The sequence below is a fragment of the Pseudomonas sp. SWI7 genome (genome assembly GCF_006351945.1).
GTDB lineage: Bacteria > Pseudomonadota > Gammaproteobacteria > Pseudomonadales > Pseudomonadaceae > Aquipseudomonas > Aquipseudomonas fulva.
This window is the reverse complement of record NZ_CP040930.1, coordinates 497,579-516,006: the sequence shown is the minus strand read 5'-3', so window position 1 is coordinate 516,006 and position 18,428 is coordinate 497,579. Positions and strand designations below refer to the sequence as shown.

Here is an 18,428-nt window from a genome sequence, read left to right as displayed (position 1 = left end):
TTGAGGCCCACTTTCTGACCGTCCGAAAAAGCCTGACCGTTCGATCAGAAAAAACCGAGAAACGGTACACATTACAAATATTTATTTGTGTACAATCCATGGCATCCCCCGTTCACTGCGTGCCACTGTCGAACAGGGCTGGACACGGGTCGGCGTACCAAAGTTGCGTTGCGGTAACCCAGGGGGTTTCCGATACTGATGCCGATTTCGACCAACAAGAACATAAAACCGTGGAACCTGAGAATGAGCACTGCAATCAGTTCGACTGCTTATAACTACAAGGTCGTCCGCCAGTTCGCCATCATGACGGTGGTCTGGGGGATCATCGGCATGGGCCTGGGCGTCTTCATCGCCTCGCAGCTCGTGTGGCCTGAGCTCAACCTGGACCTGCCCTGGACCAGCTTCGGCCGCCTGCGCCCACTGCACACCAACCTGGTGATCTTCGCCTTTGGCGGCTGTGCACTGTTCGGCACCAGCTACTACGTGGTGCAGCGCACCTGCCAGGCCAGGCTGATCTCCGATCGCCTGGCGGCCTTCACCTTCTGGGGTTGGCAGGCCGTGATCGTCGGCGCCTTGGTCACGTTGCCCATGGGCTACACCACCACCAAGGAATACGCCGAACTGGAATGGCCGTTGGCAATTCTGCTGACCATTGTCTGGGTCGCCTACGGCGCGGTGTTCTTCGGCACCATCGTCAAGCGCAAGACCAAGCACATCTATGTCGGCAACTGGTTCTATGGGGCTTTCATCGTGGTCACTGCGATGCTGCACATCGTCAACCACATTTCGTTGCCGGTCAGCCTGTTCAAGTCGTACTCGGCCTATTCGGGCGCGACCGATGCCATGATCCAGTGGTGGTACGGCCACAACGCCGTCGGTTTCTTCCTGACCACGGGCTTCCTGGGCATGATGTACTACTTCGTGCCCAAGCAGGCCGAGCGGCCGATCTATTCGTACCGCCTGTCCATCGTGCATTTCTGGGCGCTGATCACCCTGTACATCTGGGCCGGCCCGCACCACCTGCACTACACCGCCCTCCCCGACTGGGCGCAGTCGCTGGGCATGGTGATGTCGATCATCCTGCTGGCCCCAAGCTGGGGTGGCATGATCAACGGCATGATGACCCTCTCCGGTGCCTGGCACAAACTGCGCACCGACCCGATCTTGCGCTTTCTGGTGGTGTCGCTGGCCTTCTACGGCATGTCCACCTTCGAAGGGCCGATGATGGCCATCAAGACGGTGAACTCGCTGTCGCACTACACCGACTGGACCATCGGCCATGTGCATGCCGGGGCCCTGGGCTGGGTCGCGATGATCTCCATCGGCGCCGTGTACCACATGATCCCGCGCCTGTACGGGCGTGAGCAGATGCACAGCATTGGCCTGATCAATGCCCACTTCTGGCTGGCGACCATCGGCACCGTGTTGTACATCGCCTCGATGTGGGTCAACGGCATCACCCAGGGCCTGATGTGGCGCGCCATCAACGACGACGGCACCCTTACCTACTCGTTCGTCGAAGCCCTGCAGGCCAGCCATCCGGGCTACATCGTTCGCGCGCTGGGCGGCGCGTTCTTCGCCAGCGGCATGTTGCTGATGGCCTATAACGTGTTGCGCACCGTGCGCGCGGCCAACCCGGTGGAGGCTGAAGAAGCCGCCAAGATCGCTGTCGTGGGAGCGCACTGATGAAGCACGAAGCCGTAGAGAAGAACATCGGCCTGCTGGCCTTCTTCATGGTGATCGCCGTCAGCATTGGCGGGCTCACCCAGATCGTCCCGTTGTTCTTCCAGGACGTGACCAATCAGCCGGTCGAAGGCATGAAGCCGCGCACCGCACTGGAACTTGAAGGCCGGGACATCTACATCCGCGAAGGGTGCGTGGGTTGTCATTCGCAGATGATCCGCCCATTCCGGGCAGAGACCGAGCGCTACGGCCATTACTCGGTCGCCGGCGAAAGCGTCTGGGACCACCCGTTCCTGTGGGGTTCGAAGCGTACCGGCCCGGACCTGGCCCGGGTCGGTGGGCGCTATTCCGATGACTGGCACCGCGCCCACCTGTACAACCCGCGCAACGTGGTGCCGGAATCGAAGATGCCGGCCTACCCATGGCTGGTGGAAAACACCCTCGATGGCAAGGACACCGCCCGTAAGCTCCAGGTGCTGCGCACCCTCGGGGTGCCCTACACCGATGCCGACATCGCCGGCGCTCGGGATGCGGTCAAGGGCAAGACCGAAATGGACGCCCTGGTGGCGTACCTGCAAGGCCTTGGCACCCTCATCAAGAGCAAACGGTGACGGCGATGGATATCGGAATGATTCGCGGCCTGGGCACCGTGGTGGTGCTGGTGGCCTTCATCGGCCTGGCGCTGTGGGTGTTCAGCCCGCGGCGCAAGAAAGACTTCGACGAAGCGACCCAACTCCCCTTTGCCGATGATCCCCAGGCCCGCCAACACGTCGAGCACGCACAAGAAAAGGCATCCGGGAGCAAAAAACAATGACAACGTTCTGGAGTGTGTACGTCACCGTTCTGACCCTGGGCACCATCCTCGCCCTGACCTGGCTGCTGCTGTCTACCCGCAAGGGCCAACGCGAGGAGACCACCAGCGAGACCGTCGGCCATGCGTTCGACGGTATCGAGGAGTACGACAACCCGCTGCCCAAGTGGTGGTTCTGGCTGTTCGTCGGCACCATTGTCTTTGCCCTGGGCTATCTGGCCCTGTACCCGGGCCTGGGCAACTGGAAAGGCATCCTGCCCGGCTACGCTTACCTGGATAACGACAAGCAGGCCGAGTTCTCGGACGGCCAGGCCGGCTGGAGCGGTGTGCACGAATGGGAGAAGGAAATGGCCAAGGCCGACGCCCGGTTCGGGCCGATCTTCGCCAAGTTCGCGGCCATGCCCATCGAAGAGGTGGCCAAGGATCCACAAGCGTTGAAGATGGGCGGTCGCCTGTTCGCCTCCAACTGCTCGGTATGTCACGGTTCCGATGCCAAGGGTGCCTACGGTTTCCCCAACCTGACCGACAAGGACTGGCGCTGGGGCGGCGAGCCGGAAACCATAAAAGCCTCGATCATGAACGGGCGCCACGGGGTCATGCCGGCGTGGGCCGAGGTGCTGGGCGAACAGGGCGTGGCCGATGTGGCCGCCTTCGTGCTCACCAACCTGGACGGTCGCCGTCTGCCGGAGGGCATCAATGCCGATCCGGCCAAGGGCAAGGTGATCTTCGCCAGCAGCTGCGTGGCCTGCCACGGGCCGGAGGGTAAGGGCACCCCGGCCATGGGCGCTCCGAATCTCACGCACCCCCAGGCGTTCATCTATGGGTCGAGCTTTGCACAGTTGCAGCAGACCATCCGATACGGCCGCCAGGGGCAGATGCCGGCCCAGGCACAGTTGCAGGGCAACGACCGGGTGCATTTGCTGGCTGCTTATGTGTACAGCCTTTCGCACTCGCCGGAGGCAGGCGAGAAAGCCGAGTGAGGAAGTTTGGGGGTGGGCTGCTGGCAGCCAGGCCAGACATAAGCCCAGCAACCGGGTTGTTCCAACAGGCGGGCAACAAATGCGTCACCGGCTGACCTGGATCAATTGACACTTCCCATATCACGTTTCACAAGATCAACCCAATGCGGCCAAAGGTCGCACCTCGGTCTGAACGTCTGCCAGGGGCGTATCATGGCCGCGCAGCGCTAGGCTCTGTGTGAAGAGTCTTGAGACGAAGGTCAGGCAAGGCGAAAACAGCCGAGGAAGCGGAGTTTACATGTTGTAAATGAGCATTCCGACCGGGCTGGCGATCCAGGCTGTTTTCAACGCAGCATCACCGAGTATCAAGGCTTTTCACACAGGGCCTAGCAGATTGCGCGAGACTGCGGCCGGCATGCACTGGCCGCGGCATTTCTCCACTGCCGTGGGACATGATGATGAGCAAGCATATACCGGTACATGATGTAACCCCGCCTGCCAAGACAGGAAAGGATTCCGTCGACCTCTACGCCTCGCGCGAAAAAATCTACACACGTGCCTTCACCGGCCTGTTCAGGCGCTTGCGCATGGTAGGTGGTGCGGTCTTGTTCTTGCTGTACTTCGGTACCGTCTGGCTGAACTGGGGCGGGCACCAGGCCGTGTGGTGGAACCTGCCAGAGCGCAAGTTCTACATCTTCGGCGCGACCATCTGGCCCCAGGACTTCATCCTGCTGTCGGGCATTCTGATCGTGGCGGCCTTCGGCCTGTTCTTCATCACCGTGTTCGCAGGCCGGGTCTGGTGCGGCTATACCTGCCCGCAAAGCGTGTGGACGTGGATCTACATGTGGTGCGAGAAGGTCACCGAAGGTGATCGCAATCAGCGAATGAAGTTGGACAAGGCGCCCATGAGCGCCAACAAGTTCGCCCGCAAGTTCGCCAAGCACAGCCTGTGGCTGCTGATCGGCTTCGTCACCGGCATGACCTTCGTCGGCTATTTCGCCCCCATCCGCGAGCTGGTGGTCGAGTTCTTCACGGGCCAGGCAGACGGCTGGGCCTACTTCTGGGTCGGTTTCTTCACCCTGGCCACCTATGGCAACGCCGGCTGGTTGCGCGAGCAGGTGTGCGTGTACATGTGCCCCTACGCGCGCTTCCAGAGCGTGATGTTCGACAAGGACACACTGATCGTGTCCTACGACCCGCGCCGTGGCGAGACGCGTGGGCCGCGTAAAAAAGACGTGGACTACAAGGCCAAGGGCCTGGGCGATTGCGTCGACTGCACCCTGTGCGTGCAGGTGTGCCCCACGGGCATCGACATCCGCGATGGCCTGCAGATCGAGTGCATCGGCTGCGCCGCGTGCATCGACGCCTGCGACAGCATCATGGACAAGATGCACTACCCCAGAGGGCTGATCAGCTATACCACCGAGCACAACCTGTCCGGGCAGAAGACCCACCTGCTGCGCCCTCGCCTGATCGGCTACGCCGTGGTGCTGCTGGTCATGATCATCGCCCTGGCCAGCGCCTTTGCCACCCGCTCGCTGGTAGGCCTGGACGTGAGCAAGGACCGCGTCCTGTACCGGGAGAATGCGCAGGGGCGCATCGAAAACGTGTATAGCCTCAAGGTCATGAACAAGGACCAGCGCGACCACGTCTACGTGCTCGATGCCACCGGCCTGCCCGACCTGATGCTCGATGGCCAACGGGAAATCCGCGTGGCCGCCGGCGACATCGTCAGCCTGCCCGTGCAACTGTCGGTGGCCCCGGAAAAACTTCCCTCGACCACCAACGAAATCACCTTCATCCTCAAGAGCGCCGATGACAGCGACGCCCAGGTTGAAGCCAAGAGCCGTTTCATCGGCCCGCAGATTCGCTAAGAAGGATGAACACCATGCCTGCCACCGCCGCCAGCCCCTGGTACAAGCACCTCTGGCCCTGGATCATCATCGGCATCCTGACCACCTCGGTGTGCCTGAGCCTGACCATGGTCAGCATCGCCGTGCGCAACCCGGACAACCTGGTGAACGACAACTACTACGAGGCCGGCAAGGGCATCAACCGCTCCCTGGACAGGGAGCTGCTGGCTCAGCAACTGGCGCTCAAGGCCAGCGTCCACCTGGACGACCTGACCGGTGAGGTAGATGTGCGCCTGACCGGTAGCAGTGACCCGCAGACGCTGGAGCTGAACCTTATCTCCCCTACCCAGCCGGCCATGGACCGCCGGGTGCTGCTGAGCCGTGTCGAGCAGGGGCGCTATGTCGGCCAGCTGGAAGACAAGGTCAATGGCCGGCGCTTCGTCGAGCTGCTGGGCAGCGAAGGCGATCAGGTGTGGCGCCTGTTCGAAGAAGAGAAGGTCGAGCATGGTGTGATCCTGGAGTTGGGTGACGAGGCGCTGCAAGGCGCTCAACACCTTTGATCGCGCTCGCGATCGACTTGTGCAAGGCAATGATGCGATGACCCAACCCATCCTCTGCTACCACTGCGCACTGCCCGTTCCCGCCAGTCGCGGGTTCACCGCCGTGGTCCTGGGGCAGCCCCGAGCCTTCTGCTGCCCAGGCTGCCAGGCTGTGGCCGAGTCGATCGTGGCCGGGGGCCTTGAGCACTACTACCAGCACCGCAGCGACAACAGCGTCAACCCGCAAGCCCTGCCCCGGCAGTTGCAAGACGAGTTGGCGCTGTACGACCGCAGCGATGTGCAGCAGCGATTCGTGCGGCACGAGGGCGAACTGGCCGAAACCACGCTGCTGGTCGAGGGCGTCAGTTGCGCCGCCTGCGGCTGGCTGATCGACAAGCACCTGCGCAACCTGCCGGGGGTGGCCGAGGCGCGCTTGAACCTGTCCAATCATCGGCTGCTGCTGAGCTGGGATGATCGGCAATTGCCGCTGTCGCAGGTGCTGGCGGCGCTGCGCCGGATTGGCTACGCCGCCCACCCCTATCAGCCTGACCAGGCGGCCGAGCAGTTGAACCGGGAAAACCGCAGTGCGTTGCGCAGGCTGGGGGTCGCAGGATTGCTGTGGTTCCAGGCGATGATGGCAACCATGGCCACCTGGCCGGAATTCAACATGGACCTGTCCGCCGAGTTGCACACCATCCTGCGCTGGGTGGCCCTGTTCCTCACCATTCCCATTGTCTTCTACAGCTGCGCGCCCTTTTTCAAGGGCGCAGCGCGTGACCTGCGCACCCGCCACCTGACCATGGACCTGTCCGTCTCGCTGGCCATCGCCCTGGCGTTCGGTGCCGGGATCTGGACGGCTGTCACCGGTAGCGGCGAGCTGTATTTCGACACTGTCGGCATGTTCGCCCTGTTCCTCCTGACCGGGCGCTACCTGGAACGGCGCGCCCGCGAACGCACGGCCGCCGCGACGGCGCAACTGGTCAACCTGTTGCCGGCATCCTGTCTGCGTGTCGATGCCCAGGGCCGCAGCGAGCGCATCCTGCTCAGTGAACTGCGTTGCGGGGACAGCGTGCAGGTGCTGCCGGGGTCGGTGATCCCGGCTGACGGTCGCATCGTGCAAGGGCGCTCGAGTGTCGATGAGTCGCTGCTGACCGGCGAATACCTGCCCCAACCTCGCCAGGAGGGTGATCGGGTCACAGGTGGCACGCTGAACGTGGAAAGCGCCCTGCAGGTGCAGGTGCAAGCCCTGGGCCAGGATTCGCGGTTGTCTGCCATCGTCCGCTTGCTCGAACGTGCCCAGACCGAAAAGCCACGCCTGGCCCAGATTGCCGACCGCGCCTCCCAGGTGTTCCTGTTGTGCTCACTGCTCGCGGCCGCCGCCATTGGCGTGTGGTGGTGGCAGGTGGAGCCGCAACGGGCGTTCTGGATTGTGCTCGCCATGCTGGTTGCGACTTGCCCCTGCGCGCTGTCGCTGGCCACCCCGACCGCGTTGACGGCGGCGACAGGCACGTTGCACAAGCTGGGCCTGCTGGTTACACGCGGTCATGTGCTGGAGGGCCTGAATCAGATCGACACGGTGATTTTCGACAAGACCGGCACGCTGACCGAAGGGCGCCTGACCTTGCGCAGCATCAGGCCGCTGGGCCATGCAACGGCCGACACTTGCCTGGCCTGGGCCGCGGCCCTGGAAAACCGCTCCGAGCATCCCATCGCACGGGCCTTCGGCCAAGTGGCCACGCCGGCCGATGGTGTGCTGGCCGTGCCCGGGCTGGGCCTTGAGGGTGAGGTTGAAGGCCAACGCCTGCGCATCGGCCAGGCAAGCTTCGTCTGCGCCTTGAGCGGCACCCCGCCGCCGGCAATACCCGAGCCACGGGGACAGTGGCTGCTGCTGGGCGACCGCCGCGGGCCGCTGGCCTGGTTCGGGCTGGACGATCGCCTGCGTGAAGACGCCCCTGCCCTGCTCGCGGCCTGCAAGGCGTTTGGCTGGCGTACGCTGCTGCTGTCCGGAGACAGCTCGCCGATGGTCGGCGAGGTGGCCGCGCAACTGGGCATCGACGAGGCCGCCGGCGGCCTTAGGCCCGATGACAAGCTAGCGCGGCTCAAGGCCCTGCAAGAGGCCGGGCACAAGGTGCTGATGCTGGGGGACGGGGTCAATGACGTGCCGGTGCTGGCGGCGGCAGACATCAGCATCGCCATGGGCAGTGCCACTGACCTGGCCAAGACCTGCGCCGACGCGGTGCTGCTTTCCAACCGGCTTCAGGCGCTGGTGCAGACGGCCTCGCTGGCGCGGCGCACGCGGCGCATCATCATCGAGAACCTGCTGTGGGCCAGCCTGTACAATGGCCTCATGTTGCCGTTCGCGGCCCTTGGCTGGATCACCCCGGTGTGGGCAGCGGTCGGCATGTCGGTCAGTTCACTGGTGGTAGTGCTCAACGCCCTGCGCCTGACCCGAATGCCTGCTGCGGCGCCTGCCCTGGCCCCGTCAGCACCTACCCTTGCGAGGAACCTGCCATGCCCGCCCTCTATGTGATGATTCCCGCAGCGCTGCTGCTGGTCGGCGTGGCCGTCTACATCTTCTTCTGGGCGGTGGACAGCGGCCAGTACGACGACCTGGAAAGCCCCGCTCACAGCATTCTCTTCGACGATCAGGATCCCCGTCACCAAGCCGCCGTCACGCCCGAACAAACGCCTGATAACCCTTCCGAGCCCCCGGCTCGTGGCTGACTTGCTACCCCTACTGGGCTCGGCGCTGGTGCTCGGCCTGCTCGGAGGCGGTCACTGCATGGGCATGTGCGGCGGCCTGATGGGCGCCCTGACTCTGGCCATACCCCCGGCGCAGCGCGGCCGTCGATTGCGGCTGCTGGTGGCTTACAACGTCGGGCGTGTGCTCAGCTACACGGCCGCGGGCCTGATGCTCGGCATGGCGGGCTGGGCGGTGGCCAACAGCCCTGCCGTGCTTGTTTTGCGCATCATGGCCGCCTTGCTGCTGATCGCCATGGGCCTGTACCTGGCCGGTTGGTGGAGCGGACTGACCCGCATCGAAGCCATGGGTCGCGGGCTGTGGCGGCACATCCAGCCGGTGGCGTCACGCCTGCTTCCGGTCTCGAGCCTGCCTCGGGCACTGCTGCTGGGCGCCTTGTGGGGCTGGCTGCCGTGCGGATTGGTGTACAGCACCTTGCTGTGGGCCGCCAGCCAAGGCAATGCATTGCACAGTGCCGCCCTGATGGCGGCATTCGGGCTCGGGACCTGGCCCGTGCTGCTGGCCACCGGGTTGGCGGCCGAGCGGGTAAACAGGTTGTTGAGACAACGCAGCGTGCGGGTGGCCGGCGGCATGCTCGTGGTGCTGTTCGGCGTATGGACACTGCCCGGCCCTCATCAACACTGGCTGATGGGCCACTGAGGCGAGCCAGGCGGCGCAGCGTATGGCTTATGGCCAGTAACCGGCCGTACCCACCGCGCATCGCTTGAGCTAGACCTAGCGCCCTCAGGCCGTTTAGCGCTTGATACAAATCAACACAGATTCCTACAGACATCCCTAGACTCCGGAACATTGCTGCTCTTTCCGGGGACCGCCCTCATGCTCGACGACCTACGTTGGGACACCGACCTGATCCGCCGCTACGATCTGGCCGGGCCACGCTACACCTCCTACCCAACCGCCGTGCAACTGCACAGCGAAGTGGGCTCGTTCGACCTGCTGCACGCCCTGCGCGAAAGCCGGCGGGCCGTGCGCCCGCTGTCGCTGTACGTGCATGTGCCGTTCTGCGCCAACATCTGCTACTACTGCGCATGCAACAAGGTCATCACCAAGGACCGGGCACGCGCTGCCCCCTACCTGCAACGCCTGGAACAGGAAATCCAGCTGGTGGCCTGCCACATGGACAGCAGGCAACGTGTGGAGCAGCTGCACTTCGGCGGCGGCACCCCGACCTTCCTGAGCCATGTAGAGCTGCGTCAGCTGATGGCCACGCTGCGCCAGCACTTCAGCCTGCTCGATGACGATTCGGGCGATTACGGCATCGAAATCGACCCGCGCGAGGCGGACTGGTCGACCATGGGCCTGCTGCGTGAGCTGGGCTTCAACCGCGTCAGCCTCGGCGTGCAGGACCTGGACCCGGCCGTGCAGCGTGCCGTCAACCGTCTGCAGAGCCTGGAGCAGACGCGCACCTTGATCGAGGCGGCTCGCACCCTGCAGTTTCGCTCGGTGAACCTGGACCTGATCTACGGGCTGCCGCGCCAGACGCCCGAAGGGTTCGCACGCACCGTTGAAGAAGTGATCCGCCTGCAGCCCGATCGCCTGTCAGTCTTCAACTACGCCCACCTGCCCGAACGGTTCATGCCGCAACGGCGCATCGAAGCCGGGGAGCTGCCCAGTGCAGCGGCCAAACTGGACATGTTGCACGCCACCATCGAGCAACTGACCGCTGCCGGCTACCGCTACATCGGCATGGACCACTTTGCCTTGCCCGATGACGAACTGGCCATTGCCCAGGAGGAAGGCACGCTCCAGCGTAACTTCCAGGGCTATACCACTCATGGGCACTGCGACCTGATCGGCCTGGGCGTGTCGGCGATCAGCCAAATCGGCGATTTGTACTGCCAGAACAGCAGCGACCTCACCACCTACCAGGACAGCCTCTCCAACGCCCAGCTCGCCACCCAGCGCGGCCTGCTGTGCACCCCCGACGACCGTCTGCGCCGGGCGGTCATCCAACAGCTGATCTGCCATTTCGAGCTGGACTTCGAGTCGATCGAACAGGCATTCGCCATCGATTTTCGTGGCTATTTCAATGACCTGTGGCCGGAGCTCTTGACCTTGCAGCGCGATGGCCTGATTCGCCTGGACGACAAGGGCATTCGGATTCTACCGGCCGGGCGACTGCTGGCCCGTTCGGTGTGCATGGTCTTCGATGCCTACCTGGCCCTGCACAATCGCCAACGGTTCTCCCGTGTGATCTGAGCGAGGCATTTGGCCGCACTCCATGCGTCCTGGCCATGCGGCTGCTGGCACACAGGCCATCGGGTGATGCGCAGCCGGGCGTGGCAAGCCAGCCTACTGGTCGCGGCCACTGGCCTACACCCTATGTCGTGGGTTACCCTTACGACTTATGTGTGCTTTCCCACAAGGATCGAGTCAAATGTCCGAGCCAGTCAAACTGCGCCCACACAGCCAGGCCCATTGCAAGGATTGCAGCCTGGCCCCCCTGTGCCTGCCCCTTTCACTCAACCTGGAAGACATGGACGCACTGGACGAAATCGTCAAGCGAGGTCGCCCTCTCAAGAAAGGCGAGTTCCTGTTCCGCCAGGGGGATAATTTTGGCTCGGTCTATGCCGTACGCTCCGGCGCTCTGAAGACGTTCAGCCTGAGCGACAGCGGTGAAGAGCAGATCACCGGTTTCCACCTGCCCAGCGAACTGGTGGGCCTCTCCGGCATGGACACCGAGGCCTACCCGGTGTCGGCCCAGGCCCAGGAAACCACGTCGGTCTGCGAAATTCCGTTCGAGCGCCTGGATGAACTGTCGGTGCAATTGCCGCAGCTGCGTCGCCAGTTGATGCGCGTGATGAGCCGCGAAATTCGCGACGATCAGCAGATGATGCTGCTGCTCTCGAAGAAAACCGCCGATGAGCGCATCGCGACGTTCCTGGTCAACCTGTCGGCGCGCTTCCGCGCCCGTGGCTATTCGGCCAACCAGTTCCGCCTGAGCATGTCGCGCAACGAGATGGGCAACTACCTGGGGCTGGCGGTGGAAACCGTGTCGCGCGTGTTCACCCGCTTCCAGCAGAATGGTCTGCTGCGCGCCGAAGGCAAGGAGGTGCATATCCTCGACCCGATCCAGCTTTGCGCGCTGGCCGGTGGCGCAATGGAGGCCTGAGGGCGGCTTTAGCAGGTATACTGGGCCGTTCGTTTTCCCAGGATACCTGCAACAATGCACAGCGACGCCTTCGACCTCAAAGCCCTGATCCGCCCGGTAGTGGACTTTCCCAAGCCGGGTGTGATCTTCCGCGACATCACCCCACTGTTCCAGTCGCCGCGCGGGCTGCGCTATGTGGCCGATCAGTTCATCGAGCGTTATGTGGAGGCCGAATTCAGCCACATCGGCGCCATGGACGCGCGTGGTTTTCTGATCGGTTCGATCATCGCCCATCAGCTGAACAAGCCCCTGATCCTGTTCCGCAAGCAAGGCAAGCTGCCCGCTGACGTGCTCAGCGAGGGGTACCAGACCGAGTACGGTGAAGCCTTCCTTGAAGTGCACGCCGACAGCCTGTGCGAGGGCGACTCGGTACTGATCTTCGACGACCTGATCGCCACCGGCGGTACGCTTCTGGCCGCCGCCAACCTGGTGCGCCGTACGGGTGCGCAGGTGTTCGAGGCGGCAGCCATCATCGACCTGCCCGAGCTGGACGGCTCGCGCCGTTTGCAAGCGGCGGGCGTACCGACCTTCTGCCTGACCGAGTTTTCCCTCAGCGAGCGTTGAGGGGTGACGCCTGGGCGGCGATAGGGTGCGGCGACACCAGGATCAGCTTCGCGGCGGAAATCCCGGGGTCACTGCACCGCAGGTCGTACTCCATCACTGCCTCAGAGCGAGATAGGGCGACGCCCTGCAAAGGCATGGGCCAGCGTGCCGCCATCTACCAACTCCAGCTCGCCGCCCAGGGGCACGCCATGGGCGATACGCGAGGCGACCAGACCCTTCTCAGCCAGCAACTGCGCAATGTAGTGCGCCGTGGCTTCACCTTCCACCGTGGGGTTGGTGGCAAGAATGACTTCGGTGAAGGTGCCCTGCTCCTGGATGCGTGCCATCAACTGTGGAATGCCGATCGCCTCCGGGCCCAGTCCGTCGAGCGGCGACAGATGCCCCTTGAGCACAAAGTAGCGGCCGCGATACCCGGCCTGCTCGACGGCATAGACATCCGTCGGGCCCTCGACCACGCACAGTTGCGTGTCGTCACGCCGTGGGTCGGCGCACTGCGGGCACAGGTCCTGTTCGGTCAGGGTGCGGCATTGGCGGCAATGTCCTACCCCTTCCATGGCCTGAGTCAGCGCCTGGGCGAGCCGCAGCCCCCCGCTGCGGTCACGCTCCAACAATTGCAGGGCCATGCGCTGTGCCGTTTTCTGGCCAACGCCGGGCAAGATGCGCAAGCCGTCGATCAGCTGGCGGATGAGAGGACTGAAGCTCATGGGAAACGCCTGACAAGTCATTAAGAGGCGGTTTATACCCACCATGGGGTGTGGCGTCAAATCGGCACGGCGGCCATAAAAAAACCGCCGCTGTTACCAGCGACGGTTCGTGGGCGCGCAGGGGCTCAGAACGGCATCTTGAAGCCTGGCGGCAATTGCATGCCAGCCGTCATGCCGCCCATCTTTTCCTGGCTGCTCTGTTCGATCTTGCGCACGGCATCGTTCAGGGCTGCAGCGATCAGGTCTTCGAGCACTTCCTTGTCGTCTTCTTCGGTCGACATCAGGCTCTGGTCGATGCTCACGCGCTTGACGTCGTGGCGACCGGTCATCACCACGCTGACCAGACCACCGCCGGACTGGCCGGTGACTTCTGCGTTGGCCAGCTCTTCCTGCATTTTCTGCATCTTTTCCTGCATCTGCTGGGCCTGCTTCATCAGGCCGGCCATGCCACCTTTCATCATGGGGAATACCTCGATTGGGTCATGTGATGCGGCCGGGCACGGGGCTGGCCGCATGGTTATTCGTTATTGGCCCTGACTGGCCAGGGCCTCTACAGGCTCAATAGTATCGTGCCGCACCTTGGCGCCAAACAGCTTGATCATCTGCTGGATCAGCGGGTCGTGCTCGATCGACGCCTCGGCTTCATGCTGGCGCTCCAGGCGCTTGCGGGCTGCCGCCTGAGCTGGCGTTTCCTGTTCGGGCCGGATCAGCTCGATGCGCAGGTTCAAAGTACGCCCCAGGTGCTGGTTGAGCGCCTCGCTCAGGCGTCTTTGCTGGGTGGCGTTGAACAACGCGCCTTGGCCCGGGTCCAGGTGCAGGAGCCAGTCATCACCGTCGGCGGCGATCAACGTGCAGTTGGCCGCGATGTTGCCCGTCATACCAGAGACAGGCAACTGCGGGAACAATTCCAGCCATTGCAAGGCCAGCCCGGTCGCCGGCTTGGCAGCAGGCAGCGGCTCGGCGGCCGCCTGGGGCTGCTCCTGGACGTGTTCGGCCAGCTCGTCGAGGTAGCTGAAGCCCACCGGATCGCTTTCGCCAGCGTAGTAGTCTTCGTCGAGCGGCGGCTCGTCGTCGCGGTCCATGCCCACCGATGCATACGCACCCGGATCGAACGGAGGTACATCATCGTGGGTTGCAGCGGCCTGTTGGGCAGGAGCAGGGTTTGCAGCAACGGGGGCTGGAGCCGGCTGGGGCTCCTGCATGGCCGGTGCGGCAGGCGCTTCCCACGGCAGATCGATTACCGGCGCGACTGGCTCAGGCACCGAGATGGCCGTAATCTCCGCCTCGAGTTCGCGGTCACGCTCAGCTTCGGGTTCATGGTCTGCCGTTGCCGGCGCAGGCACCTCGATCACAGGCGCAGGCGTTGACGGCGCCGACGCAGCCGGCTCGCTTACCGGTTGGGCAACCGCTGCCGGGGGCGCCACCGGTTCGACGGAATCAGCTGTGGCCTGGCTGATCCCCACTGGCTTTAGCACCGGCCTCGGGGCTCCATCGGCATCGGCCGGGCGGAACGCCAGCATGCGCAGCAGTACCATCTCGAAACCACCACGCGGGTCGGGCGCCAAAGGCAAGTCGCGCCGCCCTATCAGGCCCATCTGGTAATAGAACTGCACGTCCTCGGCCGGCAATGCAGCGGCCAGGGCGAGCACGCGCTCCCGGTCACCCTGGCCGTTGTCCACGGCCTCGGGCAAGGCCTGGGCAATGGCCACACGGTGCAGCACGTTGAGCATTTCGGCCAGCACCCCGGCCCAGTCCGGGCCCTGCTCGGCCAGGTTGCGCACGGCTTCGAGCAGGGCGCGTGCATCCCCTTCGAGCAATGCCTGCAGCACCCCGTACACCTGGCCATGGTCCAGGCTGCCGAGCATGGCGCGCACATCGGCGGCCAGCACCTTGCCTTCACCGAAGGCGATGGCCTGGTCGGTCAAGCTCATGGCATCGCGCATCGAGCCGTCGGCCGCGCGGCCGAGCAACCACAGCGCATCGGCCTCGAACGGCACGTTTTCGGCCTCGAGCACGTGGCTCAGGTGCTCGACCACCCGCTCCGGGCTCATGTTCTTCAACGAGAACTGAAGGCAGCGCGAAAGGATGGTAGCCGGCAGTTTCTGCGGGTCGGTGGTGGCCAGGATGAACTTGACGTAGGGCGGTGGCTCTTCCAGCGTCTTGAGCAACGCGTTGAAGGAGTGGGTCGAGAGCATGTGCACTTCGTCGATCAGGTAGACCTTGAAGCGCCCACGGCTCGGCGCGTACTGGACATTGTCCAGCAGCTCGCGGGTATCCTCGACCTTGGTGCGGCTGGCGGCGTCGATCTCGATCAGGTCGACGAAACGCCCTTCATCGATTTCGCGGCAGACCGAGCAGGTCCCGCAGGGCGTGGAGGTGATACCGGTTTCGCAGTTCAGGCATTTGGCGATGATGCGCGCGATGGTAGTCTTGCCTACACCGCGCGTGCCGGTGAACAGGTAGGCATGGTGCAGGCGCTGGTTGTCCAGCGCGTTGATCAAGGCCTTGAGCACATGGGCCTGGCCGACCATTTCGCGAAACGAGCGCGGACGCCATTTACGTGCAAGAACCTGATAACTCATCGAAAAACCATCGTAGCCTGATCGAGCGGAAGATCGCTAATGCTAGCGGAGCGGGGGCAAAATTGCACTGCCTGACTGGCCGTGCGCGACGATGGACAGCGGATCATGGAGAACATGCGGTGCGGACCCTGCTGGCTTTGTTTCTTTTCTGGTCGGCTCACAGCCTGGCTGAACAGCCGGTACTGCGCTTTTCGGTGGCCGAGAGCTGGAGCATGCCGCTGATTCGCATCGAGAACGGCCAGCCGGTCGAAGGCCTGCTGTTCGATGTCATGGAGGCAGCTGCCAAACAAGCCGGTGCCCGACCCGAATATCATGTGATGGCTCGAATGCGCCTCGAGGAGGCGATGAACCAGGGTGATATCGATGTACGTTGCTACGTCAGCGACCAGTGGTTGATGGCGCGGCCGAAGGACTTCATCTGGAGCGTGCCGCTGATTCACCAGCGCGATGTGCTGGTAGGCCGCCTGGGCGAAGGCGGCCCGATTTCGCCACAACGGCTGTCACCCCAGCCCATCGGCACCGTTCTGGGCTACACCTACACCACGCTTGAACCCTTGCTGGCGGCACACCGGCTTTACCGGGAAGACAGCCGCAGCCAGGAGCTGGCCTTGCAGAAGTTGCAAGCGGGACGGTACCGGTATGCCGTCAGCAACCAACTGTCACTGCGGTGGTTCAACCACCAGCGCCATGCGCAATTGCAGCCACTGGCGGTGCTGGACGAGCAGGACCTGGGCTGCCTGGTCCGCAACGACCCTGACATCCCCGCCCAAGCGCTGCTGCGCGCATTGGTGCGCATCAAGCAGAGTGGGGAGATGGAGCGCTTGCTGCAACGCTACGGCAGCACCGAAGAGCCCCCACCCACCGGGACGGGCACCTGACCCCTATAGCGCCAAGGCCGTCACGTACAACCCGATACCGAATACCATGTGGTTCACCAAGCTCTTGAAGCGCGCACGCCAGGGGCTGGGCGTGCGTGAAGCAAAAAAACCCATGCCCATGGCAGGCTGCATCAGGCACATGGGCGCCAATACCGTACCTGCGCCCACGGCCAATGCCGGCCACAGGGTCGGCGCGCTCAGCCACGCGACGCCCGCCGTAGTGACCAGCAGCATCGCGAACGCCACGCCAATGGCGTAGTGCAGCGCCCAGCCCCACACCCGCTCGTGCTTGATGGGCGGGGCCTGCCGGATCGCCTGATGGCGCCAGTGCCCTTGCAGTGCATGCCCGGCCCAGCGACCTACCAAGGCGTAATCGAGCGTGGTGGCGCCCAGGCGCCTGGAGACCGCAGACCAGCCGTCCATGACCAGTGTGGCGCCAACGCCGATGCCCATTGCTGCAATCCACTGTTCGCTGTTGACCATGACGCTTCCTCTCATTTGACGTTGTTGAATACGCCGGGCAGCATGCAAGTTGAAGTCAACTTCAAGTCAAGGGCTTGTACATGGACATTGCCGATGTGGCGAGACGCACGGGCGTGCCGTCTTCCACGCTGCGTTACTACCAGAAGAAAGGCCTGCTCACGGCGCGTGGCGAGCCAGGCCAACGCCGGCAGTTCTCGGCCGACGTGGCTGAAAGGCTCGCATTGATAGCGCTGGGCCAGGCCGCCGGTTTTTCGCTGGACGAGATCAGCACCCTGCTGGTGGACCTGAAGGTCGACCGGGCGCAGCTGCTGGCCAAGGCCGATGAGCTCGACAGCCAGATCAAGACATTGCAGGCCATGAGCAAGGGCTTACGCCATGCGGCTGAGTGCCCTGCGGCCGATCACCTGGCCTGCCCGCGGTTTCGCCGGTTGATGGCAGTGGCCTCAGCACGATCAGCACATCCGAATGTAGTGCGCCGTTTGAAAAGGGCGACCCCTTCGGCAGGTAAACCTAGGCACTGAATAGGGCTAACGACATCCAGAATCGGATTCACCTGCATGCCCATGAGTGCAACGCTCAAGGCGTTTGTACTCACGTCTCGATGCACCGCGAGGCAGCATGGCATAATGATATTAATGATGGAGCGAAGCGCTGATCATTCAACATTCATTATCGACAAGGAAATCTCGATGCTGTCTCGCATCAAGCTGTTCGCTACTGTCATCAGTCTGGCTATCTTAACGGGCTGCGCCTCCGTACCCATGGAGAGCCCCGAAGCAGACGCCGCGCTAAAGACTTTTGCAGCACCGCCCGCCGACCAGGCCGGCCTCTATATCTACCGTGACAACTTCGTCGGTAAAGCCCTGAAGAAAATCGTCACTGTCGATGGCAAGATCGTGGGACAAACTGCAAACCGGGTCTACTTCTACCGCCTGGTTACCCCTGGCCCGCACAAGATCGGCACTGAGTCCGAATTCAGTGACAATGTCATCGATTTGATGGCGGTGGGCGGGAAGAATTACTACATCCGCCAATCGATCAAAGTTGGCGTTTTCGTAGGCGGTGCGAAGTTGGAGGTTGTGCCTGAAAGCGTGGGCCAGGCCCATCTGCAGAAGTGCACGTTGGCAAAATCACAGTAACCCCAGCGCCTGATGCTGCGTATGCGGTAGTGTGCGCAGCGTTATAACCAGTGTTCGCAGTGCGGGCACTTACGAAAAAACGGCACAGTTTAGGTGACTGAGCGCTTGGCCTTGTAGAATTCAGGGCCTGAAATGGAGGCGGCCCCGCCAGCCACACCCCGGCACTCGATGTTCCCGCTATGGCTGCTCCCTTCCGGGCCTGACCAGGTTAACGGGTAATCAATGCGGGAGGACCGACAGGGCCACCACTACATGTCTCGCTGAACAGCGAGTGGCGCCATTGTACCGGTCCTGAGCCCAGATACAACCTCTGCGGCAGAA

The 18,428-nt window shown here is 63.3% G+C and carries 18 protein-coding genes, 1 other RNA gene and 1 pseudogene; 15 read left to right on the top strand and 5 right to left on the bottom strand.

The genetic code is table 11. The annotated features are described in order from the left end of the window. Positions 1 to 243: 243 nt before the first annotated feature. The 12 genes and pseudogenes from ccoN to FH041_RS02405 all read left to right on the top strand — a co-directional run bounded on the left by ccoN (position 244) and on the right by FH041_RS02405 (position 12,321). Positions 244 to 1,686 (top strand): cytochrome-c oxidase, cbb3-type subunit I, encoded by a 1,443-nt coding sequence (gene ccoN / locus FH041_RS02460; protein WP_023535871.1) that lies wholly within the window; start codon positions 244 to 246, stop codon positions 1,684 to 1,686. Further along, positions 1,686 to 2,294, top strand: coding sequence for a cytochrome-c oxidase, cbb3-type subunit II (gene ccoO, locus FH041_RS02455; RefSeq protein ID WP_023535925.1), 609 nt, complete (start codon positions 1,686 to 1,688; stop codon positions 2,292 to 2,294). The genes ccoN and ccoO overlap by 1 nt, the downstream gene beginning before the upstream one ends. Before the next feature lie 5 nt (positions 2,295 to 2,299). After that, positions 2,300 to 2,497, top strand: a complete 198-nt coding sequence (locus FH041_RS02450) for a CcoQ/FixQ family Cbb3-type cytochrome c oxidase assembly chaperone (protein ID WP_023535942.1) — start codon at positions 2,300 to 2,302, stop codon at positions 2,495 to 2,497. Then, entirely contained in the window at positions 2,494 to 3,474 is a 981-nt protein-coding gene (gene ccoP, locus FH041_RS02445) for a cytochrome-c oxidase, cbb3-type subunit III (RefSeq protein ID WP_140174147.1), read from the top strand. The genes FH041_RS02450 and ccoP overlap by 4 nt, the downstream gene beginning before the upstream one ends. A gap of 437 nt (positions 3,475 to 3,911) precedes the next feature. After that, positions 3,912 to 5,327: a cytochrome c oxidase accessory protein CcoG gene (gene ccoG / locus FH041_RS02440; protein ID WP_027916021.1), complete on the top strand. Its 1,416-nt coding sequence runs from the start codon at positions 3,912 to 3,914 to the stop codon at positions 5,325 to 5,327. Positions 5,328 to 5,341: 14 nt separating this feature from the next. Then, the gene (locus FH041_RS02435) at positions 5,342 to 5,866 is read left to right on the top strand and encodes a FixH family protein (protein WP_028687959.1); all 525 of its coding nucleotides are present in this window, start codon (positions 5,342 to 5,344) and stop codon (positions 5,864 to 5,866) included. Between the two features lie 37 nt (positions 5,867 to 5,903). After that, positions 5,904 to 8,337: pseudogene (locus FH041_RS02430) on the top strand (heavy metal translocating P-type ATPase); the annotation flags it as partial. 19 nt (positions 8,338 to 8,356) lie between these two features. After that, complete coding sequence (gene ccoS, locus FH041_RS02425; protein ID WP_028687961.1) at positions 8,357 to 8,569, top strand: cbb3-type cytochrome oxidase assembly protein CcoS; 213 nt, start codon at positions 8,357 to 8,359, stop codon at positions 8,567 to 8,569. After that, a complete protein-coding gene (locus FH041_RS02420) occupies positions 8,562 to 9,245 on the top strand; it encodes a sulfite exporter TauE/SafE family protein (RefSeq protein ID WP_027916017.1) in 684 nt (227 codons plus the stop codon). Before ccoS ends, FH041_RS02420 begins: the two co-directional genes overlap by 8 nt. A gap of 177 nt (positions 9,246 to 9,422) precedes the next feature. Then, on the top strand, positions 9,423 to 10,805 hold the full coding sequence (gene hemN / locus FH041_RS02415; RefSeq protein ID WP_027916016.1) for an oxygen-independent coproporphyrinogen III oxidase: 1,383 nt from the start codon (positions 9,423 to 9,425) through the stop codon (positions 10,803 to 10,805). A gap of 178 nt (positions 10,806 to 10,983) precedes the next feature. After that, entirely contained in the window at positions 10,984 to 11,718 is a 735-nt protein-coding gene (gene fnrA, locus FH041_RS02410) for a Crp/Fnr family transcriptional regulator FnrA (protein WP_027916015.1), read from the top strand. A gap of 54 nt (positions 11,719 to 11,772) precedes the next feature. Next, complete coding sequence (locus FH041_RS02405; RefSeq protein WP_023535921.1) at positions 11,773 to 12,321, top strand: adenine phosphoribosyltransferase; 549 nt, start codon at positions 11,773 to 11,775, stop codon at positions 12,319 to 12,321. A gap of 101 nt (positions 12,322 to 12,422) precedes the next feature. Here the strand turns inward: FH041_RS02405 and recR are convergent, their stop codons facing one another. From recR to dnaX, 3 genes are all read right to left on the bottom strand, one after another. Then, positions 12,423 to 13,025 carry a recombination mediator RecR gene (gene recR / locus FH041_RS02400; protein WP_023535938.1) on the bottom strand — a complete coding sequence of 201 codons (603 nt, stop codon included), beginning with the start codon at positions 13,023 to 13,025 and terminating at the stop codon, positions 12,423 to 12,425. A gap of 125 nt (positions 13,026 to 13,150) precedes the next feature. After that, complete coding sequence (locus tag FH041_RS02395) at positions 13,151 to 13,486, bottom strand: YbaB/EbfC family nucleoid-associated protein (protein WP_023535908.1); 336 nt, start codon at positions 13,484 to 13,486, stop codon at positions 13,151 to 13,153. Positions 13,487 to 13,549: 63 nt separating this feature from the next. Beyond that, positions 13,550 to 15,607 (bottom strand): DNA polymerase III subunit gamma/tau, encoded by a 2,058-nt coding sequence (gene dnaX, locus FH041_RS02390; RefSeq protein ID WP_140174145.1) that lies wholly within the window; start codon positions 15,605 to 15,607, stop codon positions 13,550 to 13,552. A 119-nt stretch (positions 15,608 to 15,726) separates the two neighbouring features. Between dnaX and FH041_RS02385 the strand changes: the two genes are divergently transcribed. Beyond that, the gene (locus FH041_RS02385) at positions 15,727 to 16,485 is read left to right on the top strand and encodes an ABC transporter substrate-binding protein (RefSeq protein WP_028687962.1); all 759 of its coding nucleotides are present in this window, start codon (positions 15,727 to 15,729) and stop codon (positions 16,483 to 16,485) included. Positions 16,486 to 16,488: 3 nt separating this feature from the next. Here FH041_RS02385 and FH041_RS02380 read toward each other — a convergent pair whose 3' ends face one another. Beyond that, complete coding sequence (locus tag FH041_RS02380; protein ID WP_027916012.1) at positions 16,489 to 16,968, bottom strand: DUF2938 domain-containing protein; 480 nt, start codon at positions 16,966 to 16,968, stop codon at positions 16,489 to 16,491. 80 nt (positions 16,969 to 17,048) lie between these two features. Between FH041_RS02380 and FH041_RS02375 the strand changes: the two genes are divergently transcribed. Both FH041_RS02375 and FH041_RS02370 read left to right on the top strand, forming a co-directional pair. Beyond that, positions 17,049 to 17,489: a helix-turn-helix domain-containing protein gene (locus tag FH041_RS02375; protein WP_049695650.1), complete on the top strand. Its 441-nt coding sequence runs from the start codon at positions 17,049 to 17,051 to the stop codon at positions 17,487 to 17,489. Between the two features lie 168 nt (positions 17,490 to 17,657). Beyond that, positions 17,658 to 18,107, top strand: coding sequence for a DUF2846 domain-containing protein (locus tag FH041_RS02370; protein WP_028687964.1), 450 nt, complete (start codon positions 17,658 to 17,660; stop codon positions 18,105 to 18,107). A 142-nt stretch (positions 18,108 to 18,249) separates the two neighbouring features. Here FH041_RS02370 and ffs read toward each other — a convergent pair. Beyond that, an RNA gene (gene ffs, locus FH041_RS02365) (signal recognition particle sRNA small type) lies at positions 18,250 to 18,346 on the bottom strand. Positions 18,347 to 18,428 lie beyond the last annotated feature (82 nt).